24 protein-coding genes and 1 tRNA gene are annotated in these 26,981 nt (G+C 57.1%); 12 read left to right on the top strand and 13 right to left on the bottom strand.

The window, feature by feature from the left end; genetic code table 11:
* Positions 1-34 precede the first annotated feature (34 nt).
* Together AC07OJ_RS20585 and AC07OJ_RS20580 are read right to left on the bottom strand one after the other, a co-directional pair.
* A complete protein-coding gene (locus tag AC07OJ_RS20585; RefSeq protein WP_065899531.1) occupies positions 35-622 on the bottom strand; it encodes a hypothetical protein in 588 nt (195 codons plus the stop codon).
* A gap of 16 nt (positions 623-638) precedes the next feature.
* A complete protein-coding gene (locus AC07OJ_RS20580; protein ID WP_106805488.1) occupies positions 639-1,250 on the bottom strand; it encodes a hypothetical protein in 612 nt (203 codons plus the stop codon).
* Between the two features lie 182 nt (positions 1,251-1,432).
* Between AC07OJ_RS20580 and AC07OJ_RS20575 the strand changes: the two genes are divergently transcribed.
* From AC07OJ_RS20575 to AC07OJ_RS20560, 4 genes are all read left to right on the top strand, one after another.
* Positions 1,433-2,062 carry an amidase gene (locus AC07OJ_RS20575; protein WP_495095072.1) on the top strand — a complete coding sequence of 210 codons (630 nt, stop codon included), beginning with the start codon at positions 1,433-1,435 and terminating at the stop codon, positions 2,060-2,062.
* A gap of 96 nt (positions 2,063-2,158) precedes the next feature.
* Positions 2,159-3,811: a vWA domain-containing protein gene (locus tag AC07OJ_RS20570; protein WP_495095071.1), complete on the top strand. Its 1,653-nt coding sequence runs from the start codon at positions 2,159-2,161 to the stop codon at positions 3,809-3,811.
* A 22-nt stretch (positions 3,812-3,833) separates the two neighbouring features.
* Complete coding sequence (locus tag AC07OJ_RS20565; RefSeq protein ID WP_065899535.1) at positions 3,834-4,406, top strand: RNA polymerase sigma factor; 573 nt, start codon at positions 3,834-3,836, stop codon at positions 4,404-4,406.
* A complete protein-coding gene (locus AC07OJ_RS20560; protein ID WP_495095070.1) occupies positions 4,403-4,996 on the top strand; it encodes a hypothetical protein in 594 nt (197 codons plus the stop codon). The genes AC07OJ_RS20565 and AC07OJ_RS20560 overlap by 4 nt, the downstream gene beginning before the upstream one ends.
* A 242-nt stretch (positions 4,997-5,238) precedes the next feature.
* Here the strand turns inward: AC07OJ_RS20560 and AC07OJ_RS20555 are convergent, their stop codons facing one another.
* Positions 5,239-5,460 (bottom strand): hypothetical protein, encoded by a 222-nt coding sequence (locus AC07OJ_RS20555; RefSeq protein ID WP_495095069.1) that lies wholly within the window; start codon positions 5,458-5,460, stop codon positions 5,239-5,241.
* A gap of 141 nt (positions 5,461-5,601) precedes the next feature.
* Complete coding sequence (locus AC07OJ_RS20550; protein WP_495095068.1) at positions 5,602-6,525, bottom strand: hypothetical protein; 924 nt, start codon at positions 6,523-6,525, stop codon at positions 5,602-5,604.
* A gap of 815 nt (positions 6,526-7,340) precedes the next feature.
* Here AC07OJ_RS20550 and AC07OJ_RS20545 point away from each other — a divergent pair.
* From AC07OJ_RS20545 to AC07OJ_RS20525, 5 genes are read left to right on the top strand one after another with little or no spacing between them, the layout of a single operon-like run.
* Positions 7,341-8,681: a GTPase-associated system all-helical protein GASH gene (locus tag AC07OJ_RS20545; protein WP_495095067.1), complete on the top strand. Its 1,341-nt coding sequence runs from the start codon at positions 7,341-7,343 to the stop codon at positions 8,679-8,681.
* Positions 8,682-8,684: 3 nt separating this feature from the next.
* Positions 8,685-9,647 carry a TRAFAC clade GTPase domain-containing protein gene (locus tag AC07OJ_RS20540; protein WP_495095066.1) on the top strand — a complete coding sequence of 321 codons (963 nt, stop codon included), beginning with the start codon at positions 8,685-8,687 and terminating at the stop codon, positions 9,645-9,647.
* Positions 9,644-10,474 (top strand): TRAFAC clade GTPase domain-containing protein, encoded by an 831-nt coding sequence (locus AC07OJ_RS20535; protein WP_495095065.1) that lies wholly within the window; start codon positions 9,644-9,646, stop codon positions 10,472-10,474. Before AC07OJ_RS20540 ends, AC07OJ_RS20535 begins: the two co-directional genes overlap by 4 nt.
* A 5-nt stretch (positions 10,475-10,479) precedes the next feature.
* Positions 10,480-12,957: a GAP1-N1 domain-containing protein gene (locus tag AC07OJ_RS20530; RefSeq protein WP_495095064.1), complete on the top strand. Its 2,478-nt coding sequence runs from the start codon at positions 10,480-10,482 to the stop codon at positions 12,955-12,957.
* A 29-nt stretch (positions 12,958-12,986) separates the two neighbouring features.
* Positions 12,987-14,048 carry a caspase family protein gene (locus tag AC07OJ_RS20525; protein ID WP_495095063.1) on the top strand — a complete coding sequence of 354 codons (1,062 nt, stop codon included), beginning with the start codon at positions 12,987-12,989 and terminating at the stop codon, positions 14,046-14,048.
* Positions 14,049-14,148: 100 nt separating this feature from the next.
* Here the strand turns inward: AC07OJ_RS20525 and AC07OJ_RS20520 are convergent, their stop codons facing one another.
* The 9 genes from AC07OJ_RS20520 to AC07OJ_RS20480 form a co-directional block, all read right to left on the bottom strand.
* Entirely contained in the window at positions 14,149-14,988 is an 840-nt protein-coding gene (locus AC07OJ_RS20520; RefSeq protein WP_495095062.1) for a chromosome segregation protein SMC, read from the bottom strand.
* A gap of 91 nt (positions 14,989-15,079) precedes the next feature.
* Positions 15,080-17,968, bottom strand: coding sequence for a DUF927 domain-containing protein (locus AC07OJ_RS20515; protein WP_495095061.1), 2,889 nt, complete (start codon positions 17,966-17,968; stop codon positions 15,080-15,082).
* Entirely contained in the window at positions 17,965-18,237 is a 273-nt protein-coding gene (locus AC07OJ_RS20510; protein WP_495095060.1) for a DUF3077 domain-containing protein, read from the bottom strand. Before AC07OJ_RS20510 ends, AC07OJ_RS20515 begins: the two co-directional genes overlap by 4 nt.
* Entirely contained in the window at positions 18,234-18,518 is a 285-nt protein-coding gene (locus AC07OJ_RS20505) for a hypothetical protein (RefSeq protein ID WP_495095059.1), read from the bottom strand. The genes AC07OJ_RS20510 and AC07OJ_RS20505 overlap by 4 nt, the downstream gene beginning before the upstream one ends.
* A 530-nt stretch (positions 18,519-19,048) precedes the next feature.
* The gene (locus tag AC07OJ_RS20500) at positions 19,049-19,354 is read right to left on the bottom strand and encodes a hypothetical protein (RefSeq protein ID WP_495095058.1); all 306 of its coding nucleotides are present in this window, start codon (positions 19,352-19,354) and stop codon (positions 19,049-19,051) included.
* Entirely contained in the window at positions 19,351-19,605 is a 255-nt protein-coding gene (locus AC07OJ_RS20495) for a helix-turn-helix transcriptional regulator (RefSeq protein WP_495095057.1), read from the bottom strand. The genes AC07OJ_RS20500 and AC07OJ_RS20495 overlap by 4 nt, the downstream gene beginning before the upstream one ends.
* A gap of 82 nt (positions 19,606-19,687) precedes the next feature.
* Positions 19,688-20,632, bottom strand: a complete 945-nt coding sequence (locus AC07OJ_RS20490; RefSeq protein ID WP_495095056.1) for a hypothetical protein — start codon at positions 20,630-20,632, stop codon at positions 19,688-19,690.
* 246 nt (positions 20,633-20,878) lie between these two features.
* The gene (locus AC07OJ_RS20485; RefSeq protein ID WP_495095055.1) at positions 20,879-22,114 is read right to left on the bottom strand and encodes a tyrosine-type recombinase/integrase; all 1,236 of its coding nucleotides are present in this window, start codon (positions 22,112-22,114) and stop codon (positions 20,879-20,881) included.
* 166 nt (positions 22,115-22,280) lie between these two features.
* Positions 22,281-22,357, bottom strand: a tRNA-Arg gene (locus tag AC07OJ_RS20480).
* A gap of 371 nt (positions 22,358-22,728) precedes the next feature.
* On the opposite strand from AC07OJ_RS20480, the gene gabD reads away from it, so the two are divergent.
* From gabD to AC07OJ_RS20465, 3 genes are all read left to right on the top strand, one after another.
* Positions 22,729-24,171, top strand: a complete 1,443-nt coding sequence (gabD, locus tag AC07OJ_RS20475; RefSeq protein ID WP_058426343.1) for an NADP-dependent succinate-semialdehyde dehydrogenase — start codon at positions 22,729-22,731, stop codon at positions 24,169-24,171.
* A gap of 181 nt (positions 24,172-24,352) precedes the next feature.
* Complete coding sequence (gene gabT / locus AC07OJ_RS20470) at positions 24,353-25,630, top strand: 4-aminobutyrate--2-oxoglutarate transaminase (RefSeq protein ID WP_065899543.1); 1,278 nt, start codon at positions 24,353-24,355, stop codon at positions 25,628-25,630.
* A gap of 137 nt (positions 25,631-25,767) precedes the next feature.
* Complete coding sequence (locus AC07OJ_RS20465) at positions 25,768-26,976, top strand: HDOD domain-containing protein (protein ID WP_065899544.1); 1,209 nt, start codon at positions 25,768-25,770, stop codon at positions 26,974-26,976.
* Positions 26,977-26,981 lie beyond the last annotated feature (5 nt).

The following is a 26,981-nucleotide window of genomic DNA, read 5'->3' as shown; positions in this document are numbered from 1 at the left end:
GAGCGCGGCAGCTCCCATCCTGATCCCAGGCGTGTTACAGCAACTTGCGCTGCACCGCCTCGTCGAGCGTGCTGCGCGTCAATGCGTCGACCACTTCGCGTGTATCGCTCTGGAACGGCAGTCCCACGATCAGCACCAGATGCACCCAGGTGCGCACCGATTCACTCTTCTTGACCCGACCCAGTTCCTTGCCATCCTTGTCCTTGAACACCGTTTCAAGGGTGAAGATGTTCTTCGCGGTGGTCGGGATGACACAGAACGTGAAGCCGGTAATGAACGCCGATACCGGGCTGTATTCTTCATTGTTGTGCAGCGTGGCATCCACATAGATGTCCGAGTCGACCTTGTCGGTGCTCACCCGCGCGAAGCGGTTGGACTGGCGAAACGTATCCGCCACAGTCTTTTCCCACAGCGCCGCCGGTGCACCCGCCGCCGCATTGCCCGGGCCGCCGTTGACGTGGTTCTGCGCGGTGGTGCGCACGTACACCGTAGGTTTTTGCTCCGGCGCATTGGCGGTCGGCGGCCAGGTCTGCACGGCTGGCAGTTCGTGTTGCGAGTACGACACGCAGCCCGTCAACAGGACGGCGGCGAGTACCAGGCAGTGTTTGATCAATCCTTTCATGCAGTGCTCCTTGAAGTTATGGCTTGGCCAGTTTGGCGGTGGCCGTGTCGAGCAGTTGCGCGACCAGTTTGCTCAATTGCTGGGCGCCCATGGACGGTGCCCAATACTCGCCGCTGTAGAGGCCGACGTTGTGCTCGAACTTGATCGATTCCTTGGCCGCAGCCAATTCCTTGCCGTTGCGGTCGACGATCACCAGGTCGCCGGCGACGTCGAAGCTGTCGACATAGATCGGGCCGTTGACCCAGATCCAGATCGTCAGCGTCAGCAGCGCGCCGGGCACGTAGGCCGGGTGCGGGCTGCGATGGCCCTTGAGGGAGGTCATGTTGAACTTGAGCACGACGTCGTTTTCTTCGAGGCGCACGGGGTACTCGGTGACTTGCTTGAAGTAACCCGCCGTACGCACGTACTGGTTGAGCTGGGCCGTCAGGGAGCGGCTGATCGCCGTCTTGTTGGCCTCGTTGACGTCGGCGTCACTTACCGCCACATCGGCGATTTGCGCGCTGCGCGGGCTGCTGGCCGCTGCCGGGTGGAGCGGGGCGCCGATAGGGCCGGTGACGGTGTAGGAGACGCAGCCGGTCATCGACAGCGTCGCGATCACGGCCGCGGCCCGGAGGAGAAGTTTAAGCACGCAATATCCCTATAAGTGAACGAACCAAGTCAGTGTCTCGACCCATCCGGGGATAACTTGAGCCTCCATTGTTTATTTCGCCAAAAGGCCTTCGGGCGGCTTTGCGAGCGGCGGGGCACAGGAGTAAAGTCGCGCCCGTTACCTGACATTCCCCTCGCATTCGTTGCATGGAAACCCGCTCAATGGACCTGAAACCTCTCGCCCTGTGCAGCACGCTGTTGCTGCTGTCTGCCTGCAACCACCAACCCTGGGTGCCCTATGTTGCACCGCCCGCCGGTACTGACACGGCCAAGTTGCGTGTGATCACCAATGGCGAAGTGCGGGGCGGCGCGTACACCGGCTGCGTCGGCAATGAGCAAGGCTTGGCCAAGGCCGGGCGTTTTTATGACGTGGTCAAGCCAAGCGTCAATTACCCGCAATCACCCTTGGTGCCGCCAAAGTTGGGCATGCCCCCGCGCGTGCTGCCGAAGATGGCCGAATACCTTGGTGTGACCAGCATGGCCGAAGGGATGTACACCGAGATCGTGGCCGAATACCAGGTGCCGGCGGGTAAGCCGTTTCTGATGGTGCGCGAGGAGTTGGCGGTGGGCAGCTACGGCAGTACCTACAGCAAGTGCCCGGCGCTTTCGCGGGTGTACACCTTTGAAAAGGGCCGCCAGTATGAGGCTTACGTCGGCATGGTGTATGGCTCGGATACCGAGGGCAAGATGGGCGTGCGCTGCCCCTTCTTTGTCTACGAGTTGCTGGCGCCGAACCAGGGCATCCCGATGGCGATGGAGTCGACATTGGCAGCCGATCGCCCGTGCCGTTGAGGTGCGGGTCGATTGAGTAGACACGGCTTAACCCGAACCACCTGAAGCTTGCGTCTGACCTTGTGAACGGATCATTCATTCACGAGGTTCAGACCCATGTCCTACTCCCCGCTCTTCCTGCGTCCTGCTGCCCAGGGCTTTGCCGTGACCTTGCTGGTGGCGCTGGCTGGCTGCGGGCTGTCTGCCTCGCATGATGTGGCCAAGCCGGCCAACGTTGCGCCGGTCGCCGAGTTGAAAAGTGCCGCCGTGCAGGGCGCCGTGAGCCAGCGCATGCCGTCGCCCGCCCCCATGACCACGCGCCTGGTGATGCAGGATTCGGCAGCGATGGCCTACCGCAGTGAGCCCCGCGAGCAATACCAGAACCTGCCGGATAACCCCGTGCACCGCGTGGCCGAAACGCCGGTGTCCACTTTCAGCGTCGATGTCGACACAGGCAGCTATGCCAACGTAAGGCGTTTCCTCAACCAAGGCAGCCTGCCGCCCGAAGGCGCTGTGCGACTGGAGGAAATGGTCAACTACTTCCCCTACAACTACGCGTTGCCTACCGATGGCTCGCCCTTTGGTGTCACCACTGAAGTCGCCACCACGCCGTGGAACCCGCACACCCAATTGCTGCGCATCGGCATCAAGGCCTCCGACCGCGCCGTGGCGGACCTGGCCCCGGCCAACCTCGTGTTCCTGGTGGATGTGTCCGGCTCCATGGACCGCCGCGAGGGCCTGCCTCTGGTCAAAAGCACCCTGAAGTTGCTGGTGGATCAGTTGCGCGACCAGGACCGGGTGTCGCTGGTGGTCTATGCCGGTGAGTCCCGCGTAGTGCTCAAGCCCACCTCCGGGCGAGACAAGGCCAAGATCCGCAACGCCATCGACCAACTCACTGCCGGCGGTGCCACGGCGGGCGCGTCCGGCATCGAACTGGCTTACCAGATGGCCCGCGAAGGGTTTATCGACAAGGGCATCAATCGCATTCTGTTGGCCACCGACGGTGATTTCAACGTCGGCGTCAGCGACTTCGACAGCCTCAAGCAAATGGCCGCAGAACAGCGCAAAAGTGGCGTCTCCCTCACCACCCTCGGCTTTGGCGTGGATAACTACAACGAACACCTGATGGAACAGTTGGCCGATGCCGGCGACGGCAACTACGCCTACATCGACACCCTGCGCGAAGCGCGCAAGGTGCTGGTCGAGCAACTCAGCTCGACCCTGGCGGTGGTGGCGCGGGATGTGAAGCTGCAGGTCGAATTCAACCCGGCGCGCGTCAGCGAGTATCGCCTGCTGGGCTATGAAAACCGTGCGCTCAAGCGTGAGGATTTCAACAACGACAAGATAGACGCCGGCGAAATCGGTGCAGGGCATACCGTCACCGCGCTGTATGAAATTGTGCCGAAGGGCGAGAAAGGCTGGTTGGAACCGCTGCGCTACGCGTCAGCGCCTGAGGTGGCGCACAACACCGGCGAGCTGGCGCTGCTGCGGGTGCGCTACAAGCCGGCGGCAGGCGGGGACAGCCGGCTGATCGAACGCCCGATCGTCAACGCGTCCACTGCGGCCAGCGACGACCTGCGCTTCTCGGCGGCCGTGGCGGCCTTCGCCCAACAGCTCAAGGGCGATGGCCGCTACACTGGCAGCATGAGTTTGCCGGACACCGCCGCACTGGCCCGCTCGGCGCGCGGGGATGACCCGTTCGGGTTGCGTAACGAGTTTGTACAACTGGTGGAATTGGCCCAGAGCATCAAAGCCCCGGCCAAACAGTGAATAAAGGGAGTTAGCCATCGATATGCCCGCTCCAAACGACCTGCCCAGCGACGAATCGCTGCTGGCCCGCTACCGAACCGGCGATGGTGCCGCGTTCGAAGCCTTGTACGCGCGGCACCGCCAGGGCCTGTATCGGTTCCTGGTGTCCCTGAGCAACAAGGCCGAACTGGCCGAGGAAATCTACCAGGAGACCTGGCTCAGCCTGATCCGCAGCAACACGCAGCCACAGGGGAGGGCGAGTTTTCGTACCTGGCTGTTCCAGATTGCCCGCAATCGCCTGATCGATTACTGGCGCAAGCACGGGATTCACAACCCCCTGCACGACAGCTACGACGAGCAACTGCACGCCCAGCCCGACGACAGCGCCGGGCCCGAGCAGCAACTGAGCCTGAGCCGCGACCAGGCGCGCCTCGACGCCGCGTTGCAGGCGTTGCCCGAAGACCAGCGCGAAGTCTTCCTGCTGCGCCTGCACGGCGACCTTGAGGTGCCGCAAATCGCCGCCCTCACCGGCGCCCCGCTGGAAACCGTAAAAAGCCGCCTGCGTTACGCCCAGCAGAAACTGCGCCGCCTGCTGGCCGAGGAGATACCCGCATGACCGACTCACGACAAATGCCTGACGACGAGCTGATCCAGCATTTTCGTCAACACAGCACGGGCGAACCGCCTGCGTCCCTCGACGCCTTCATCCTCGCCACCGCCCGCCGCGAAGCCCCGGCGCCGCAGCCAAACCTGTGGCAACGCTGGCTGCAAGCCTGCCAACGCCCGCGCTGGCAGATGGCATTCGCTACCGTCGCAGGCCTCGCGCTGATGATCGGCGTGGTGATGCGCTCGCCGGTGCCGCAGCCCGAGATATCCACCGCGACCTTCTCCGGTCTTCAACAGGACACTGCACGCCCGGCGCCACAAGCGTTCTCGGCGCCTGCGCCTGCCCCCATGGCCCGCCTGGCCGTCGCCCCACCGCCCCAAGCTGAAATCGCCAGCTCATTGGCAGATGCCCCCGCCGCCAAACAACTGAGCAAGCGTGCGCCGGTGGCGTTGCCCTCGTTGGAACAAGGCTTACGCGAAATCCTGCGGTTGCGCGCGGCGGGAGAAAGCAGGGCGGCGGATGAGCAGTTGCTGGCGCTGCATGAGCGTTTCCCCGAGGAAGACCTGCCGGCGCGATTGGAGGCGTTGCAGAAGCATTGAATCAACACCCACAAAAAAGCCCCAGCGCTTTCGGCGCTGGGGCTTTTTCATGTGTGTGGTGCCCCGGCGTCGTTTGAACTGGGCAGTAAGAGGCCAGTATTTACTGGGTCTCTTTGGTGGTTGGCTGGTTGGGCATACACGTGGGCATACACGGTGCTTCTTTCTGTCCACTGCTTTCGTGGTATCCCCTCAGGGTCAAGCAACACCAAATCGTAGCGGTGTGTTGCCATCCAGCTGGGTAGTTACTTTTTCGTTAAACCTTCTGCCGCAAGGGAGGCGAGGGCAAGGGTGATGAATCCTGCATTCCCATCCAGTGTGTCCAGCGCCCCTCGGATGTTCTGAGCCACTTCTGCAGATCCCCTTTGCTCCACCCAGTTCGACAGCTCCTCGATAGCTGCCCCCAGTGCCAGCTGGTTTTCATTCATGCGCTTGAGCAACGATGCGAGCAGCGAGACATCTTCCATGAGCGTTCTCCAAGGAGCTGGGTTGTTTGAACCTGCCTAAAACGTGCCAGTATTTATTGAGGGTGACTGCTCTTGAACGTTGTAGCGATACGATAGCGAGTACACATTCCTACCTGCTTTGGAGCAATCCTCCCGTTCGGCTTATGACGCTCTGTCTATCAGCCAGCCCACGAGGCCGTTCCGAACGGCTTGCAGCGCTAGCATCTCAGGCCCCCAGTAGATAAACGCTCCGTCACTACTTTCCGCAGCTAAAGCCTTGAGGCTTGAATCCGGTGAGTGCGTGACGAAGTAGAAGTGTGTAAAGCCGCTCATGTCCGCGAATTTGTCCTGATAGGAACGGTACACCGACGCTGAGGCTTTTGATTTCACCTGGATGCCAATTCGCTCCTGGGTAATGGGAGACAAGAGATCAAGATCAATGTCTTTCTCCACTTCGCCCGCCACTCCTGTTCGCTGCCAACCTGCCTGCCGAAAAATCAAATCAGTGAGCGTTTCAAGGTCCTTGGGATGTAGGTTTTTGATAATGGGTATGACCGCTGCAATCAAGTTGTCGACGGCTAATTGGGCTTCTGCGATATGAGGCTCAGATGTTCCCATGATTTTGTGAATCAAGTAGTCGAACTCTCGGACGGTACAGATTGTTCCTTGGAAGCTCTGCACTGCTAAAAGCTTGCCGCTCAAGTGGCCCTTGATGAGGGATCTTCCATTGACGTCAGTGTCACGCCATTCACCTGATACCCGCCGGATTTTTGTTTGGTCTGGGAGCTGGCTAATTCCAGGCGTAGCAAAGCACCACCACAGCCGGTCAGAAAAGAAGGTTATCCAAAGGGTTGTCTCTGGCTCCTCGTAGAACTGTCGTACCTGGTTTATGTGCCGTGTGACGCTGCCCTGGTCCGAGCTTGCAGGGAAGGAGTTACGCGCAGCTTCCCAATCTCCACTTACGCAGTGCTCATGGGGTACCTCACGATAGCCAATTCTCAAGGTGCCGTTTTCGATGCAATCCTTTTCCCATTGTCCGCTGGGACCCAGCTTGATGAAAAAAGCCTTGATGGGTTTGACGTTCAACAATTCGATACCTCTCCGTGGTGGGATTGAGACCTTCGTCTGCATGAGCTTGGTGACATGCAGACTAGCTGATTGGGTACTGCTTGGTTCATGAAAACCTGCCGGGGCCCCTGTGGGATTCCTTACGTCACGGGGCATGAAACCCGCGGGATAGTGGTAGCGGCAAACGCACCAGCTTACTGAAATTTCAATGTTGAAATTGAAAGGATCTTGAAGAAAAAGGGCATCGTTACCGCATCGGTAACGGTACTCGCAGAAGGCTGAAATGTTAGGGCATATGCACGGGTGAACTGGAGTTCACCTGTTCACTAAGCTTGGTGCCCTTCCGCTAACACGATCCCGCGGGTTTCCTACCCCGTATGCACCGAAGTTTTTAGGTGGCCCCAGACTACTGTTATGTATCTACTAGTTTGTCCCCTATCGCTGAAGGTATCACCTAGAAAGGGGGGCGGGGTGCGATTCTGTATCCCCCTAGAAAAGTGGTGTTACAGGTGTTGCAGGTGTTTCTATTTTGGTTAACGTATTGAATTTATTAAATATTATCTGAGTAACACGATTTGTGGCCGATGTATGCATTCGGTGTTACGCGCTCACTTGGTGTTACGCCCAGGTCGACCCGCCAGGAGGGAGCAGTTTGGTCATAGAGCCCTCGGCTTGTCTCCGTGTCTCGGTGGTTACGCGCATCTACTAGCCCAGTCGATACCCAGGTCGCTATGTTAAAGACGGTACCTCGCAAAGCTGATATAAACTCAACCAATATCAATGTGCTACCAAATTAGGGAAGCACTTCAGCCAAAGGGATGTGGGGACTACGAATGAACGAAGACGTTCTTGTTCGATTTTTAAGCGCCGGCTTAATTGATGTTGGTGGAGACGATACTAAGCTCGAAAAGCTCCAAGCGACGTCAATTGATCTAGCCGCTGTCTTGAAGAAGAACCCTTCAAAAGCTGCGGCTTATGCTTTGATTGCCTTCGATCCACAGGCTCCCGTCGACGATCCAGTGGTGCAAGAAACACTTGAGGCTCTCAGGAAGCGTTGGGCAACATACGTCAATACCTTCTCTGGGACACCGATAGCTGTTGTCAGAGCAATTTTGCTTGATGCACTCACAAGGGCCGCGGCCGAGGACGAGCGAATAGGCGTCGCGTTCGTCAACTCTGCTCGTAACTCTCTGCCGTTCATGCAAACGGGGGATGAACAGCAAGTCTGGGTTGATGTTGTGATCGCTACTGAAAAGCGCGTAGATGTGCGAGCAGAGGCAGAATGGGCCACGCCGTCATCGATCACAGTTCAAGCTATGTCCTTTGATGTTCCGGAACTTCCGGCACCCAAAATCACGACGGCCCGTGCTGGTCGTGATCATCTTAAAAAAGCAATGAGAGCCGCTGCGGGCCCCCATTATCATGACCCGCAGCAAGGAACTGTCGCGACAAGTGGCAACCCCCATTGGGTACAGAACTCACCACAGCAGTGGGTTACAGAGTTTGGTGATCGTTCGTCAATTGCTGTGGCGGATATGATCGACGCAGTGGTCAGTAAAACGGCCGTGGAACAGGCGGATTTGTCCACTCCCTTTCACGCCCTCGCAGCTAGCGTTACAGAGTACGTAGGAGCAGCATTGAGCGCGATGAGTGCTGCGACTACAGGACTTCAGCGCCGTACCAATCTACTCTGGTGGAAGGAGGCCCTATTCTCACCGAGTGCGCGTGTCAGCTACCGTGCGTTAACTCCGACAGCCGCTGCCGCCCAAATGGCATTCGACCTTCATCAGCAGGTCCCAACATTTTCTCCCGCTAGTGTTTCAGCATTTCTGTACGAAGCAGTACTGGTACTTCCCTCTATCGAACAGGAAAAAACATTCGCGATCTATGAATTGGTCAGCGAAGCGCAATCTCACGAAAGCTTGGTCGCGCTTCGCAGGTCCGGATCCGATTTGATCTCCCCGCCGAGTGGTCGTGGGCCGGTGATGGCTTTGATCGCTCATCCCGATTTTTTAAACGCTCGCGTGGAGTCCGAATTTCAGCGTTTGACTGGCATCCCGGCGGATGCGCAGCTTACTTTACCGGAATGGGCGACATGGATTTATCGGGAGCTGCAGGCTGCTCGGGCTGCGACCGATGGTGTTAAGCCTGCACGCCGGCCGCGGAAGGGTTAGCACATGGGCGAGTGCAAGCGAGGAACATGCTTCGTACCCGACACTGGGTGTGATCTTGGTCACACGGATCTTTCACAATGTCCTGTCTGGGGGGGAATGGCCGCGAAGAGTGCCGCAGAAATTGTGGAAACGGACGAGGTGCTCCTACCCTGGTCGGGCAGCGCGCTTGGGTTAGCGGATCTCGGTTTCATCTCTGGTCGCGCTAGGCCTTTTATTGTTGGGATCGCCGGATCACAAAACGCAGGTAAGACAACGTTGCTAGGCGCCTGGTATCTACTTTTAGGCCGTGGTGCTGCCCACGTCGCTAACCGGCAATTTGCTGGATCCTACTCGCTATCAGGGTGGGAGGCTGTTTCGGGCTCGCTTCGTTGGAAACCAGGACAGCCCCCCACTTTTCCTCCACATACTGCCAGCCGTAGCGGACGTGCGCCCGGGCTGCTTCATATGTCATTTTGGGACAATGAAGCTAAGCGGTCTTTGGATTATCTGTTTGCCGACGCTCCGGGTGAGTGGTTTCAAAAGTGGGCAATCAATCGCGATTCTCCAGAAGGCGAAGGCGCGCGTTGGATTGCTGATCGCGCCGACGTATTCCTGATAGTCGCAGATCGGGAGGCGTTATCCGGTGAAAATATGGGAGCTGCTCGTAGCGCGTTGAAATTGCTTGCCCGTCGACTGGCCGATGAGCGGCGAGGACGTCCTGTTGCGCTTGTTTGGACCAAGTCGGATGTCGTAATTTCTCAGGAGATGGAGCTTGCGGTCCGGAAAGCTGTAATGGATACGATGCCCCAGGCCGCAGAATTTTCCGTTAGCGTTGTGACCGATGTCGCGGAAGGCGACGGAAATGGGATTGGGCTTGATGCACTCCTTCGTTGGATATTGGAGGTGCGACGCGAGCGAATCACTTTGCCCGCACCATCTGCGAGTTGTAACGACTCACTCTTCATGTACGGCACGAGGCCATCATGAGTAAAAACGGAAACTCCATTCTCCTCATTGGCGAAAGTGGTGTCGGAAAAACTCATTATGGAGCGCAACTACTGCAGCGGCTGATGAAAGGCGACTGTGTGCTCCGAATGGATGGGGCTGCAACAAACCTTGAGCCGTTTGAGACCGCACTTGAGAGCCTTAACGAAGGCAGGGCCGCTGACCATACAGCGACATCAACTTATGTTGATAGTATTTGGCCCGTCGCAGGCCGTGATGGGCGTAAGGCTGACCTCATGTGGCCTGATTATGGTGGTGAGCAGATAAAGTCGATGATCTCTTCTCGAAGAGTGCCATCCTCCTGGCAAGAGCGCATTAAGTCTGCTGAGGCATGGCTCTTACTTATACGTCTTCAGAAAGTGCGCGTGAGCGACGATATATTCTCGCGTTCATTAGTCGATCTTCGGGGAAAGTCTGTTGAGAACTTCGAGGTAGAAATCTCTGATCAGGCAAGGATAATTGAATTACTGCAGATGTTTATGTTTGCCGGATCCGCTTTAGAGCGCCCTCTCTTTCGACCTCGACTCGGAGTGCTTATAACGTGCTGGGACGAGCTAGGCTTTGACGGGACGCCGGCGGCAGCGCTAAACGATCGGCTACCAATGCTTGGATCTTTTATTCGGTCGAACTGGGGTCAACCGACAGTGCTGGGATTATCAGCGTTGGAGCGCCCTCTCAGTGCTCATGATCGCGACAGAGACTATGTAAGTCGTGGGCCTGAGGAGTTCGGCTATGTCATCCAAGCAGACGGCTCACGAACGCCGGATCTTACAATACCCATTAATCTTCTTCTCGACTGCTTCGGGTAACAGATGTGATCTTAGAACAAGCACTCTATGGTGAGGTAAAAGGGGGGCACGGATTAAGAGCTGCGAGTGGTGACAAAAAGCTTGCCGCCGAGCTCGCGTCACGCTTGGATCTTCCAGACACTGCACCGCCTGGTGCTGACTGGTCACCCTACGTATCGGGATTCCCTTTTAGGGATCGTTATGTGATTGCGCGAACTTTTCGAGATCCGAGTGCAACACGTGCCGGAATGGTATTATCACATTCGTTGATTGCTCCACTAGACGAAATCGTCGCAATTTCAGATATACAGGCAATCTTCGACCAGTTGATCACACAGGCTATAGCGCCTGCTCACCTTCTAACACTCAGCATCAACTTCGATGATAAACCTCAGCCTTATGTTCCAGAACTAGCAGCAGCAGCTTCTGCACTAGTCACGCGAGCGCCAGGCCCGGTAGTTCGTGTAGGTCACCAGGGCTTTGAGCAGCTTGTTGCATCACTTTGGGCGCACCTCTGGCCTACTATGCGGTGTGAGTTCAGCTTTCGCATTAGTTTTGGGCCGAGTGATCTCATTGAGACGTTGATGCCTGCACTAGTTTGCACTCCCACGAGTCTTGCTGCCCGTTGGCAGGGCTATCGTCTCGTTGATCATTTCAGTAATACCTCGTCCTCGCTCGCGTCGGGGCTTCTCATTGGTGATGTTGTGGGGGAGCAACTGCGCGTTTTTGCTGAGGCAATTGGTACTAAACTCTCGACTTTTGGTGATTTGACTCTTCTAGAGCAAGCTTATCGCTTGGCAATGCTGGAGCCCGGCCCTATAGGCAACTCCGTCGCCGCTGTTCGTCTGGTGGAGCGTCTGTCGCCCAATCCTGCACTCGGGAAGTTGGGAAAGGAAAGCATTCTCAACTCCCTCATTTTGCTGCTCGAAAGTGCAACGGCTAGCGATATCCTACCGCTGAGAAATCTCCAACTGAAGGGCTTTGCTCAAGCTGAAAAATTGTGGGGAGCTTTGGAGCAGTGGGTCGCTAATAACTTATTTCCGAAAGCTCAAGATATGGCATTTCTGACAGCGATAACGGACGCTCTTGGAGTGGATAAGGCTTGTGATAGTTGGTGTAGTGCATTACTCGGTGGGCTACGTCGCGCGACACGAGAGGAAGGGACACTTTATCCATCCGCGCTATGGCGTTGGGCCCAGGCGGATCCGTCGATTACACAGACTTTGTGGGCGAGTATCGGAGTAGATAAGTTTTTTGAAAACTCCTTGGTACGAGTCGCTCCACTGGCTCTAAAGCGCCAAACAGTGCGGCCACTTCTTTCCTACGCAGAACAGAACAAATTGTATCGATTGCACGGCGCTGCTGCAGTCGCTGCCGAAAGCCTTTTCGATGCATTGCGTCTTCAGGTTAGTATCGAGCCAGCGCCCGAGAGTGAGGGGGTTCGAGTCGTGTTACAGCGCGCAACCTCCTCTGAAATAGTGAATTGTGCAATAGACATAAGAGACATTAGGTTAGTCCCATTTGCTATAGATGCAGTAGCGATCGAGCCAGAGCTACTTGCTGATCTGGATATATCGAACAGAGTCGCCAGGGATATTTGGTCCGGGGCTTTAGTTCGAAATCTAAATGCTTGGCGCGGTCCCGCCAATCCTCGTGCAGCCTTCGATCAGGAGCTGAACAATTACCTCGATAGTTCTGAGACGTCGTCATTACTGATTGATAGGTTGGCAAATACACCACTCGGTGACTTAAGCGACTTCCCTCGGCGTGCGGAACTCTGGTTGAAACTATCCGGACTCACGCGCAGTATTTTGCTCCGTACAACTGCCTCCGGATGGATCGAACGCGCCGAGAAGGGCTACCCCTCTGATGCAGAGCCCCTACTGTGTGAGGCTATTCGAGTCGATCAAGAATTTGATGTACTGCTTGATCGTCTTGCCACCAGCCAAATTGCACAAGCTGTACAGCTGGTGAGGCTGCTGCCGAACTTTGATGAAATGTCGTTCCGGAATTGGTTAAGAAAGGCGATGTCTCGCCCCCTGTCTCTACACACCGCGGAGGCCGAAGCGGTAGGGCGCCTCATAATTGAAAGGCGCTGGAGAAACGCGGCGGATGATCTATTGCAGATGCTACGCTCAGGACGCGCTGACACGCGACCTGCATTGCGCGTTTGTGCCTCTTTGATCGGCTTTCTTGACCGGTGGGTTCACAGCCTGTCGGAAGTAACTTCAATAGAGAAATGGGATGCATTAATTAGTCTTGCGGCAGATATTTATCCCTCTGGGCCCGATGAAGATGGTCTTTGGGAGCGTGCAGGTGGACACAATTCTGATCTCGGCTTTGGAGGAAACGGACGTTCACGCTGGCGTGATGCGATTGGCCGAATTCGCCATGGAAAAGATCCCCGTATCGACAGTCTTTTACGAGAAATGCTGCACGATTATAAGGATAATGCAGATCTAAATTTCCTTGCTGGTGATAAGCAGTTTGGTGGTCACAGATGAAGTATGCAGAGACTATAGGGAATTAAAATATGAAATTCGATACGGGTCGAGCGTTAGTCATTGGAGTTGCTAATTATCAAGAGGTTAACGGGCTTCCGGATGCAGTGCTGAATGATGCGCGCGATTTCGCTTCACTACTTCAATCAGATGACTATTGTGGCTTTCCATCGGATAACGTCCAAATCCTCTTGGATGGCGAGGCAACTCTTTCTGCAATAAAGTCTGCGCTATCTGAACTCGCGTCCTCTGCGCAATCGGAGGACTCTGTCGTAGTTTTTTTTTCGGGGCATGGAACACGAATAGCGCAGGGTGCTGATGTTACTAGTGCACTTATTCCATTCGATACAAAATTAAATGATTTGGAATCCACTACCCTCCTAGAATCGGAGTTTTCGGCAGCGCTAGGGCGGATCAAAGCAAAGCGATTACTCGTGCTTATTGACGCTTGTCACGCCGGGGGAGCTGGCGTATTGAAGGGGACATTAGAGACGAACGTGCTCACGGGATTTGATGAGAAATCACTGCAGAATTTGGCAACTGGAGCCGGGCGCGTCATAATCGCTTCATCTCGATCGAGTGAGACTTCCCTCGTACTCAGAGGCGCTAGGAATAGTGTTTTCACAAGCCGATTACTTGAAGCGCTGCAAGGAGAAGCGCGGACTGTCGGCGACGGTCTGATTCGAGTGTTCGACGTATTTAACTACATTGCTGAGCACGTTTCAAAAACAGTTCCCGGACGTCAGCATCCAATTTTCAAAGCCTCTGATCTTGAGGATAATTTCCCCGTTGCGCTTGAATGTGGCGGGTCAAAATCGATAGAAATTAATACCAAGAAAACGATGCCTTGGCGGGATCTTGAGCAAATCATGGCGGACTTGTATCCAGCGGGACCTACTGATCAGGAGATTTGGGGGCGGGCCGGCGGAGATGTTTCTCGCCTTAAGCTTAATGGAACTGGAAGGGCGAATTGGTTCGCTGCCCTTCGCATTCTTAAACTTGGTGGGGGCGGACAAAATATCAGCCCGCGTAGTTTAGTTGAGGCCTCGATGGATGATTTTCCATATCATCCTGAACTTGCTGCTTTGAAGTGAATTATGATCTGAGAAATGTATGAATTATTTTAAATAAGACTTATAAAAAAGCCGACTACTGTCGGCTTTTTTGGGTGTTGATAATTGAGTTTCACAAGGTTTACATGGCGAAGAGATCTTTTAAGTGATGTCGGCTGGCGCGATCAGTCAGGTCGCACCATTTCCAACTACCAAAGTTTCCACCCTGCTCGGGAATGTCAAGCTTGAGCAGCGAAACTGGGTCCCGGTCGATCAGACGCGCGGCGGCATAAAGCTTGCCCCCCGCATCAAGCAGTTCCTGCGCGGCTTCATTCCACTTTTCTTCCAAGGCGTCGTGGGCGAGGTGTAAGGCTTTTCTCTCTATTTTTTTGTGTTCCTCTTGAGCTTCGTTGATGTGATGGTCAACGGTGGCGAGCTCTTGTTCCAGAGCTGCAATGATAAGTTGCTGGCGGCGGTGTTGTTCCGTGGCAGTCGTGAGATTCTTCGCCGCTTTCTGAGCGTCGCTGCTAGCAGCTTTTTCGCCTTCCAAATCGCCCCATGCTACGGCTTGTGCGTAAGCGGTGGCGGCCTGGGTCTCTGCGTGACGTGCGCTCGCTATCTCTTCTTGAGATTGTTTGCGAACTTCCTCTAAGCGCGTGCTGAGGCTTTCTCGTTTTACATTGAGCTCAAGCTCATCCGCCACCCAGTTAGCCATGTCGGCAATGTAGCCCGCCATCAAGCTTTCTCGATCGGCCAGCGACTCAAGGCGAACGATTTTTTGATCCAGCATGTGAATCTCAAGCTTGATCGAGTCGGTTTTTTGTTTGCGATCGCTGGAGTTGAACTCGACTGTGCTTTCTTGAGCAGGGTTGAGGGCGTCAGTTTTCAGTATGGCCTCAGAAGGAGCTAACTTCGTGTCGATTGCTTCCAATTCAGTGACCAATTTGGCGCGGGTGTCTTTCAATTGCTGAATGATGTTCATGCGTGCTGTCCCGTTCAATATGTGTATGGGTTCAAGGTGCGGCTGGCGAGGCCGGAAAGCGCCGGCGCTAACTCTGTCAGTAGGCTGGCCACTAAGCGGCCTGAGCCTCGCTTTCATCCGCTGCTGATACTGTTTTCACTACATAGCAACGCTGAGTGCCCATCCCAGGTAAGCGGACAGAGCAGGATGCTTTGCCGTTGGGGCCCGGCTCAAGGACTCCACGGCGAATAAGCTCCTTGTTCACGGCATTGAGGTTCATGCCTTTGAACACTTCGGAACGCCATGCCTCGGGCAACACGTAGTAGGTGTTGGTGGTGTGCAGGGCGTCGCCCATGCCGTGTTCCATCGTCTTGCGAAAGCCCAACCGATCAATCGTGCGTGGGCCGTGTTCATCGATCTTGGCGGCGGCTGATTCCCAGCGGGTGAAGCGGCTTTCTCCGAATCGTTCGATCACCTGGCGCAGTCGAGCCAAGATCGCATCACCCTCGAAGTTGCCAGCGCCGCCACGCTCAGCCAGCCATGCATGCAGGCAAACCCGTGCAGCAGTCGTGGCCGTACCATCAGGCCAACCGGTGACGCCGAAGGCGGTGGCCAACTCTCCGGCCGCTGCTGCGAGGCCAAAGCGAAGGGCGGCACGTTGGGCTTGCCCACTGGCCGATGCGGGTAGGTTTTGGGTGATGAACTGCTCCACCGTGCGGCGAATGATCACCGTCCACCTGAGCATTTCCCCAGGCGCACACAGAGGGTGCAGGAAGGCGGTGAGGGGTGTGCCGTAGTATTTGGTAACGCGAGCTTTGAGCGCATCGGATAGGGCGGCAGCGTCATCAAAACCGTTCAGCACGTCGAACATGCCGAGGCCTTTGCTAGCATCCGCAGGCACGGCGAGCATGCGTACCTCCATACCGGCTTTCAGCTCCTTGTTTGCGTCCGCCATGTGCTGCGCCAACGTCTTCTCGCCCGTCGAGAGAAACAGCAAGCGCCATTCCTGCACCTGTCGGCCCGCTTGTCCTCGATCATTCGCCCGTGCCTTACCAGTACCGTTGCCGAGCATGTAAACCGTCTCGCCAATAATGCGTGGGTCACACATGCCGATTTCATCTAGCACCAGGAGCCCGTCTGAATGGGCGGCTGCAATGGACTCCAAGGCGTTATCTGTCGAGCGCCATGAACGCACCAGACGCGGCCCGCCATAAACCGATGCAGCGACTTGCAGGTGAGTGGTCTTGCCCCCGGAGCTGTCGCCATACAGGTGGAAGCCACCCGACTCATGTCCCAACATGTTCAGCAGAGGCCCTGCAAAGGCCACAGAGACGACAAACGCCAAGCGGTGATTACCAACGCACAGTGCCCCAATTTGCTGCTGCCATTGCTCCAGAGAGCCCGCCTCGCTGATTGGTGGCAACTGCGCACCGGCCTCATAAAAATGCAGGTGTTCGGCGTGCGAGCCAATCTGTTGTTCGGGCAATAGAAACGCCTCGTCGTGCCAGCCCATGCGCGTCACCAAGCGTGCGCGCTGGGCGCTGTCGAAGCCGCCGAGATAACTCTGCAGATCATTGCGTGCGTTACGCCCAGATCGACTTCCTGCAAGGCGCAAACCCATATCTACCAGTGGACCGAGTACGTCCTTGCCGAAGTCGCCGGTCATGGTTCGGGCTGGAATGTTCCAACGTTTTTTAGCGCCGTCCGGGTCATCGAACTCAACCAACAAGCCCCAGTTGTGGCCCTTGTCGTCGCGAGTGCGAGCGATGATTTCGAGAGGCGAGCACACGGGGCGTGCCTCACCATCATCGCCGGAATAAAACACCCCTTCAGCGGTCAGGCGAAAGCCGCCTGGCAACAGGTCGTTCTTCGATTTGGCAGGACGTTTGGCGGGCGCCTTGGCCGTCTGTTCTTGGGGTTCAGTTGGCTCAGCGGCACCGCCGAAAAACTCACCGCTGCGCACCAGCTCGGCGACGTGACCAGCGGTCCAGCCTTTGGCTAACGCATCCGCTGCGTCATCGCCGTCTGCCCATTTTCCACCCTTGATCAGCGTAGGCTTGCCGCCTTTGCTGCTGGGCTTGAGCTTGAACACGTCGAGCGAAATTCGGTGCACTGAAGCGGCCCCAAGCTCAGTCAACTTGAGCTCAATGGCGTCCATGCACGCCGTGCCGCTGGCATCGTTATCCGGCCACAGCACCACCGTGCGTCCTTTGAGTGGCGTCAGGTCGGCCTTGTGCCAAGAGTTGGAGCCGTTCGGCCAGCAGGTGGCGACGTAGTCCGGCATAAGCTCAGCAGCGGCATCAGCTGCTTTCTCTCCCTCACACAACACCACGGGCGCATCGGCGCGCTGTGCCAGCTCATCCAGGCGCAGCAAGGGCCGAGGTTCCGGCAACCCTTGCCAGCGCCATTGTGTGGTTTGCCCATCGGAGCGTTTGCACCAGGTCAACGGCGCAAAGACCTTTCGCGGTTTGCCGTCTTCATCTGGGCCCAAGTCGAAGCGATACAGCGCCATGACCGGTTGGCTATGTGCATCGCGATAGATCCACACCTTGGACGGAACACCATGTTGCCGGTGTTTTGCTGGGCACTTGTTCATGGCCTCGACCGGGATCGGCTGAAGAGCGATCCATTCCTGCGCTGCGGGCTTGGTCGGTGCGTTTTTGGTGGTCGCAGATCCTGCGGAAACGCTGAGCAGATCCGCCAGCTTTTTGCAGGCGTCAACGTCTGTGCCGCCCTCGATGTAGCGCACCAGGTCGATCAGGTCACCGCCCTTATCGCCGGTGGCAAAATCCGCCCAGTTGCCTTTGCTCAAATTGACCTTGAGTGAGCCTGCGCGTTTGTCCGTGCGCGTGGGGTTCGGTGCGGTGTATTCCTTTCCGCCGTCGACGCGTTTGCCGTTGGGCAGCCAGTGAGCAAGGACGCTGTCGATGTTTTTCAGGGCGGCGCTTTTTACGTCGGCAAAGCTGGGGCGTTTTGAGGTGTTGCCGTTGCGCTGAGTCATGGCGTTGTACTCGCTGCGCACAGCGCATCGTTGACGTCATCGATCAGCGCTTTAGCCATTTCGCCCAGGTAGAACGCCGGCCAACTAAACCGCTCGCCTTTGTCACTCATGGCGGCATCGAGGGTCAGTTGATTGGCGTAGTGCTGAAACAGTGAAATTGCTTCAAGCGCATCCTCAAGCGGCACGCCTGCATTCACCCGAAATAGTTTCTGATGGGTGTCGTTGGCACATGAGAATTCGGCCCGCCCGAGAGTAGTGGCAGTGTTCACAGGGCACCGCCTTTCTGGCCCATTGGCACAGAGGAGGCGTCACCGTACAAGGCGAGTGTTTTGATCAAGCCCAAGGTGCCGCGCACGTCCCAAATAACGGATGACAGCACACGGCTGGAGAGCGCGGGTTTATCGCCGTCTAAATGATCTTCCAGCAGCATCAGAACTGAATCGGCACGGTCGAGGGCGCAGGTGATGGCATCGATGGGAATACCTGCTTCGGCTTCCTGGCTGACGCAGAGCAGGTCCTCGGGCAGTGAAAAGCCTGGGAGCATGCTCATTGGGCACCCCCAGCGGCTTCCAGGGCGCGAGCCTTTGACATGTGGGCGTTGTAACGAGAAAGGCGTGTAGCGAGGCTGGAGTTGGCGTGTAAAGCGGCGAGAGCCATTGCTCGATGAGCAGCGGCGCGAATTTTGGACGGATTGAGGGCGTGCATGGGGCGAAACTCCTATTGTTGAGGAGCTGCCACGGTTCGCCGTCAAACGAATTAGGGTGGCAGCTGTGCGCAGGTTGACGGACCGGGACAATAGGAACCCGGCAGACCCGAAGGTCTCCCACGCACAGCCGCCATAACACGTAAATGCGGGCACAAAAAAAGCGCCTGCAATCGTAATGGGGGCGCCTGTGCGCCTATTGTTGAACGGGCCGTCAAACCCGGTCGCTGAATTTGCAGCGACGGCCAGAGAGTAACGTCCGTTTTTTGAAAGTGCAACTGTGCAGATCACTTGCGGATTTTTTCGATGCGGCATAAATTGATCAGGCATGTAGATTTACCTCAACGCCTCCGGTTGCCGCCGGGGGCGTTTTCGTTTCAGGCATGGATATCCCAGCGCAGGGAGACAAAGGGCAACAGGTCGCCTTCGAGGCAGGCGCGCGCGTCCTCGTAGGCGTCGATTTGTTGGCCTTCGTCGACGATGATTGCTTGAGGGGCTTGGCAGGGAACTGACAATGCGCACCAGATGCCATCTCTCCATCGCATCACCATCACGTCCCGGTTCAGGCGTTTTTGCTCTGTGCGGTAACGTTCAAAACGCTGCATACCGCGTGATGAGAATCCGACTGTTCTGAGTACAGAAAAGGGCTGCAAGATGGCCCTGTTGGCGGCACGATTTCTCATGCCGCCACCTGATCGCGGGCAGCGATGCGTGCCCGCGTCCATGCCTGAACTTCCCCCAATACCCACGCAACCGGAGCGCTTCTGGCATTGCTGTTACTCAGCTTTACCGGCAACGGGAATCCGCTTTCAGGTTGGCGCATCAGCTTGTAGATAGTCGGGCGTGCGAGCCCTACGATTGAAATGACCTCGGGCATCCGGATGAGGGTCATGGAGGGGTCATGCGAGGGAATTGCTTTTAAAGCGGTAGTCATAGCGAGCTAACCCTTTGTTAATTGAGACAACGGGTCATACGCTACGCAGGGGAGGGAGAGTGGACTGTGTCCGCTCCCTTTTTTATTTCAGAGGTCTAAGGCCCAGAGCGGTCAAATGCTCTCGAATGGTTTTTTTTGTGCCGTGGCCCTTCCGGTCGGAAAGAATATTGGTCAGTTCAGCATCGGACAGACTTCGCATTTCAATTTTCCGGCCGTTAATGATTTGCTCTGCAGCCGCTTTGATTTTTGCCCGCCTATCCATAGCCAAGGTCTGTATTGCAGAGCTGGGGTTTCGGTTCCCATTACCTGCTTCCTGGCCCCTTCTCGTCGCCTTTGTCGACAAGGCATCGTCGAGAATTCGATGCATCAGGCTTGATGTGTTGAAGCCTTTCTTAAACACATCCATCTGCTCCACCTGGCGATAAAGACTCGCCATCAGCAGCGCCTGATTCGCCTCGCCTAGCAACGTCGCGAATTCTTCTCGTGCCCTGATCTCGTTTCCGCTGCTGCGGTCCCGCTCTTTTTCGATCAGGACAAGGTACTGGCGGGGTGAGTCATGTTTCAGCTGCTCTATCAGATCTGCATCAATACCGTAGGTGGTGAGCTCAAGGTCGAACAGCCAATTTGCGAGCGTATCAACCGCCTGCGTTGCAAGTACCAGGGCATAGGTCGCTACTAGCTGTGAATCTGCTGCGGAACGACTGACCCGAAGGAGCCCTCGAATCACGCTCGGCAGTGAGCCTGCCTCTGCATAACTGGCATGCTCGCTGATGGCATCGCGTAGCCGATAGATGGTTGCTGTTATCGACTCAGCGCATGAGGCGTAGGAGCCGTCTTCAAGCCAGAATGATGTGGCGTTGTTGATCAGGTCGAAGGCGTCTTTGAAGTGTTCGTTGAACTGCGGAAACAGCACAAGACTGCGAACGGCTGCCTCGACGTCGTCCTGATCCCACACTAGGCACGTTACGTCAAAGCCTGCGATTTCGAGTTCAAGCTCTTCTGCATCGATGCCCCGCTCAATGTCCATTGAGATCTCCCCGACGCCCCGAAGCCGGTAGGCTGTTACAGCGATTTGCGGCTGGAAGCGCCAATGCCAGCAGGGTTGCGGGCGCGTCCTTTCTGTAGCATGACTTCTCGATGTAACACGCGGGTCTCAAAAGCTTGTCGGCGTGTGTAACGCTAAATATATTCAATAAATACAATGGTTTATTGGTTGGCGTAACACGCGTAACACCGGTAACACGAATTTTTAGGGGGTATAGGGTTAACGGCTTCACACGACCTTCCCAAATTGACCTTGCACTACATTTCCGGCCGCTAGGGCATCAAGGTAATCGGCGTACCACTGCATCATCACTCTGCGCTGAGGCAGGTACACCGCTTTGTTATAGACTCCGGCAATACCCTCCTTTGCATGAGAGAGCTGGGCCTCAATGTGATTCTCATCGAAACCCTGCTCATTGAGTATGGTGCTAGCGATGTGACGAAAGCCGTGGCCTGTTTGCCGACCGGCATATCCCAGTCTGCGGAGCGCCATTAGAAAGACTGTGTTGCTACGGGGGGTTGTCCTGTCTTTCCTACCTGGAAATAGGAGAGGGTACGCACCTGTCAGTGTCCGTAACTCAGTTAGCGCTTCGATTGCCTGTTGAGAGAGAGGCACAACATGTTCGCGTCGACGCTTCATTCGTTCGGAAGGGATCGTCCATAACTTTTTGGAGAGATCGATTTCTGACCAGCGTGCTTCTCGAATCTCGCTCGGGCGCGATGCTAATAAGGAAAGTAAGCGAAGCCCTATACGAACGTCCTTTGCGTGAGGGTAGGAGTTAATCGCTCGAAGTAGTGCAGGTAGTTCTTCAATCGAAACGTGTGCGTAGTTTTCAGCACTGCGCGACTGCAGGAATTTGCTGAGGCCTTCAAGGGGGTTATGGACGGCTCGTCCTGTTACGCGGGCCAGGTCATAGATCTCTTTGCAAAAGGCGCGAACTCGGCCCATTTGCTCAATGATCCCCTTCTGCTCCATGCCGCGCAGAAACTCCATCCATTCCAGGGGCAATATTTCTGTGTACACGCGCTTGCCGAAGACAGGGAACACGTGAAGCTCCAGTGCGCCCAGTACTCGTCGGGATGTGCCTGCTTCCCAGCTTGTGCGCCTGGCTTCAAACCACTCACGGCCTAGCGCTTCAAAAGTGTTATTGGCAGCAACCTGATCTGAAACCTTGCGAGCTTGTTTGCTCACCAATGGGTTTTTGCCGGTAGATGCGTCTTCCCGCAGTTGAGCTGCTTTCTGTCTCGCCAATGATCCACTGATTTCCGGATAGCCGCCAAGACCTAGCCAAGACCATTTCCCGTCTGGCTTTTTGTAGCGAAGCTCCCATGACTTCTGCCCGTTAGGTTTTACCCGGAAGTACAGGCCATTCCCGTCCTGCTCCCGATACGTCGCTTGCTCGGGCTCCAGGCCCGCAAGCGTGGTGTCTGCTAACGGGCGGCGTTTGATTTCGGTGCGCTTCACTTCCTGTATGCCTCCAGTTATAGGAATTCCAAAGCATACACGTGGGCATACAGGGCGTGAAGTTATAAGGGTAGAACGGGATGGATAGCCAGAAACAAGAAAGCCCGCACGGGGCGGGCTTCTTGGGGTTTTCGTAGACTGTCTGAGACAGCCTAAGACTGCTATATGGTGCACCCGGCGGGATTCGAACCCACGACCCCTGCCTTCGGAGGGCAGTACTCTATCCAGCTGAGCTACGGATGCTTGTGCGGGCGACATCATACCCATGTCGTCCTTGGGCGTCCATGCCGGTCTTTGGACGTTTAAGGGTGGGATTTTTCCGTACAGTGGCCCTGCGCCGGGCGCCAGCGGTCGGTGTGGCGGAACCGGTCTCGGTTACGCTGATCAGAAAGATTCGGCAAATGCGCGGTTTTCGTTCTTTTTTTCGAACAGACTATTGCCCTGTACCCCCATTGATCCTAGGATTCGTTTGAGATTTCAAACGCTCTGTCTCCCGTGCGCTCTTTCACTGATCCCGCGCGCTGGGGCTGATTTCCCTGACGGCAGCCCACAAGGCGCCTTTCAACAACTCTAATTCGCTCCGCGTGCGCGCGGTGCTGTTAAGGAAAGCCGACATGCAGCTCAAAGATACCCAGTTGTTCCGCCAGCAAGCCTTTATCGATGGCGCTTGGGTCGATGCGGACAACGGTCAGACCATCAAGGTCAACAACCCTGCCACGGGCGAAATCCTCGGTACCGTGCCGAAGATGGGCGCCGCTGAAACCCGCCGCGCCATCGAAGCCGCCGACAAGGCGCTGCCGGCCTGGCGCGCGCTGACTGCCAAGGAGCGCGCGAACAAGCTGCGCCGTTGGTTCGAACTGCTGATCGAAAACCAGGAAGACCTCGGTCGCCTGATGACCCTCGAGCAAGGCAAGCCGCTGGCTGAAGCCAAGGGCGAAATCGTTTACGCCGCCTCCTTTATCGAGTGGTTCGCCGAAGAAGCCAAGCGCATCTACGGTGATGTGATCCCCGGCCACCAGCCCGACAAGCGCCTGATCGTGATCAAGCAGCCGATCGGCGTGACCGCTGCAATCACCCCGTGGAACTTCCCGGCCGCGATGATCACCCGTAAAGCCGGCCCGGCCCTGGCCGCCGGTTGCACCATGGTGATCAAGCCAGCTTCGCAAACCCCGTTCTCGGCCCTGGCCCTGGTTGAGCTGGCGCACCGTGCCGGTATCCCTAAAGGCGTGTTGAGCGTGGTCACCGGCAGCGCCGGCGACATCGGCGGTGAGCTGACCAGCAACCCGATCGTGCGTAAATTGTCCTTCACCGGCTCGACTGAAATCGGTCGCCAGTTGATGGCCGAATGCGCCAAGGACATCAAGAAAGTCTCCCTGGAGCTGGGCGGCAACGCGCCATTTATCGTGTTCGACGACGCGGACCTGGACAAGGCTGTCGAAGGCGCGATCATCTCCAAGTACCGCAACAACGGCCAGACGTGCGTCTGCGCCAACCGCCTGTACATCCAGGATTCGGTCTATGACGCGTTCGCGGAAAAACTGAAAGTCGCAGTGGCCAAGTTGAAGATCGGCAACGGTCTGGAAGACGGCACCACCACCGGCCCGCTGATCGACGAAAAAGCCGTGGCCAAGGTTCAGGAGCATATTGCTGATGCCCTGAGCAAAGGCGCCAAGCTGTTGGCCGGTGGCAAGGTGATGGAAGGCAACTTCTTCGAGCCGACTATTCTGGTCGACGTGCCGAAAAACGCCGCTGTGGCGAAGGAAGAAACCTTCGGCCCACTGGCGCCGTTGTTCCGCTTCAAGGACGAAGCCGAAGTCATCGCGATGTCCAACGACACCGAGTTCGGCCTGGCTTCCTACTTCTATGCCCGCGACCTGGGCCGTGTGTTCCGTGTGGCTGAAGCCCTGGAATACGGCATGGTCGGCGTCAACACCGGGTTGATCTCCAACGAAGTGGCGCCGTTCGGCGGCATCAAGGCGTCGGGCCTGGGCCGTGAAGGCTCCAAGTACGGGATCGAGGATTACCTGGAAATCAAATACCTCTGCCTGGGCATCTAAGCCGGGAAGGGATCGCAGCAAACGCAAAGGGCACGAGAGCGCTGACCCTTTGCGTGTTTCAAAACGTTATTCGTAGTGGCCGGGAAAGCTGTGGCAGTCGATCATCGCATGCTGCCGTAGTTGCCTCCCCGCCACGTATTCCTTGAGCTACGCCACCCGATGAGTGGCGAATGAGGACTTTATGAGCAAGACCAACGCTTCTTTGATGAAACGCCGCGAAGCCGCTGTACCGCGCGGTGTTGGCCAGATTCACCCGATCTTCGCCGAATCCGCGAAGAACGCCACCGTGACCGACGTTGAAGGTCGCGAGTTCATCGACTTCGCCGGCGGTATCGCCGTGCTGAACACCGGTCACGTGCACCCGAAAATCATCGCCGCCGTGACCGAGCAGCTGAACAAGCTGACCCACACCTGCTTCCAGGTTCTGGCCTACGAGCCTTACGTGGAACTGTGCGAAAAAGTGAACGCCAAGGTCCCTGGTGATTTCGCCAAGAAAACCCTGCTGGTCACCACCGGTTCCGAAGCCGTAGAAAACGCCGTGAAAATCGCCCGTGCTGCCACTGGCCGTGCCGGCGTGATCGCGTTCACCGGCGCCTACCACGGTCGCACCATGATGACCCTGGGCCTGACCGGTAAAGTCGTGCCTTACTCCGCTGGCATGGGCCTGATGCCTGGCGGCGTGTTCCGCGCGCTGTACCCGAACGAGCTGCACGGCGTGAGCGTCGACGACTCCATCGCCAGCATCGAACGCATCTTCAAGAACGATGCCGAGCCGCGTGATATCGCCGCAATCATCATCGAGCCGGTACAGGGCGAAGGCGGTTTCTACGTCGCGCCTAAAGCCTTCATGAAGCGCCTGCGCGAACTGTGCGACAAGCACGGCATCCTGCTGATCGCCGACGAAGTGCAAACCGGTGCCGGCCGTACCGGGACCTTCTTCGCCATGGAACAGATGGGCGTTGCTGCCGACCTGACCACCTTCGCCAAATCCATCGCTGGCGGCTTCCCGCTCGCCGGTGTGTGCGGCAAGGCCGAGTACATGGACGCCATCGCCCCAGGCGGCCTGGGCGGCACCTATGCCGGTAGCCCGATCGCTTGCGCCGCGGCCCTGGCCGTAATGGAAGTGTTTGAAGAAGAGCACCTGCTGGACCGCTGCAAAGCTGTCGGCGAGCGCTTGGTGTCTGGCCTCAAAGCCATTCAAGCCAAGTACCCGGTGATCGGCGAAGTGCGTGCCCTGGGCGCGATGATCGCAGTCGAGCTGTTCGAAGACGGCGACAGCCACAAGCCAAACGCTGCCGCTGTTGCCTCGGTGGTTGCCAAGGCGCGTGACAAGGGCCTGATCCTGCTGTCCTGCGGCACCTACGGCAACGTATTGCGCGTACTGGTCCCGCTGACCTCGCCGGACGAGCAGTTGGACAAAGGCTTGGCGATTATCGAAGAGTGCTTCTCCGAGTTGTAATCACAAGCTGCTCTGATCGACAGAAAAAACCCGCCTTGGCGGGTTTTTTGTGCCCATTGCGGCACATTCAGGTGTTGTTCATTGTACGTAGGTGCCTGCATTGTCTAAGGTGCAAGCATTGCCGATGGAGCGTGCAGATGACTGCTGTTGATTTACCCGCTGTACCCCGAGTGTTGATCGCCGAGGCAGACCCTTGGTCACGGGATCTGCTCAAGCAAGTGTTACTGACTGTGCGCTGTGACGCACGGTTGGACGTGTGTGCCGATGGGCAGCAAGCGGCCACGCTGCTGCGCGAAAAGGCCTACGACCTGATCCTGGCGGATTGGGAGCTGCCCGGCATTGATGGCCTGAGCTTGTTGCGTAGCGTGCGCCAGAAGCGCCGTACGCCGGCCTTGCCGTTTATTCTGCTGAGCAGTCGCAATGACAGCGCCAGCGTGCGCGAAGCCTTGCCCCTGGCGCCCACCGCCTATCTGACCAAACCGTTGAACATGGAAGGCCTGACCCAGCGCCTGCAAGACCTGCTGCTCAACGAAGGCGAGAGCGTGTATTGCGAGATTCCGCCGCTGGCGCCTGGCATGACCTTGCCTGTCTTCCTTGAGCGCCGCCGTGATGCCTGCGACGGCGCGCCATTGCGCGTCGACGTCAAGGCGGCCGTGCAGCACAGTCTCGGCGCCGACGGCCTGGACCTCAAGCGCCTGGAAGACCAGGTGCGCATGGACCCGCAAATCACTGCCGTGCTGATCGCCGCTGCCAACAGCGCCGGCCACCACGGCACCCCGGTACAGACCCTGCCTGCGGCGCTGCACAAGCTGGTGGCCGGACAGAGCATGAACCTGATCCTGGGGTTGGCCCTCAAGCACAACGTGGTGTTGGGCGACCCGGCGCTGGTGGCCTATGCCGAGCGCCACTGGCAACTCTCGCAGGACACTGCCGACTACGCCCGGCGCCTGGCGCGCATGCTGGAGCTGGATCACGAGCGCTGCTACACCGCCGGCATCCTGCATCGGCTGGGCGATCTGGCCTTGTTGCGCTGCCTGGAAGACTGGCGACAGGGCGGTGGTGCGCTGGATGACGAAGCGATTGGTGAGTCGCTGTATGCCTTTGGCGCCGCCTATGGCTCGGCGCTGCGTGCACGCTGGCGTTTGCCGCTGGAGCTGCGTCAATTGATTGCGGCGATCTATTCCCTGGAAGGCGGGGTGTATGCGCGGGACGCGCTGGTGGTGAACCTGGCCGCGCAAATGGCGCGGTTGACCGAGCATGAAGGGCTGGAAGCTCTGGCCGCGAGCAAGACTGCGCGGTTGCTCAAGGTGGGCCTGTCCGAACTGACCCGAGTGCGCAAATCCTGAAGCCC

The sequence above is a fragment of the Pseudomonas sp. GW821-FHT09C08 genome (assembly GCF_059418125.1).
The sequence above is the reverse complement of the archived record's forward strand: the minus strand, read 5'-3'. Positions and strand labels throughout refer to the sequence as shown.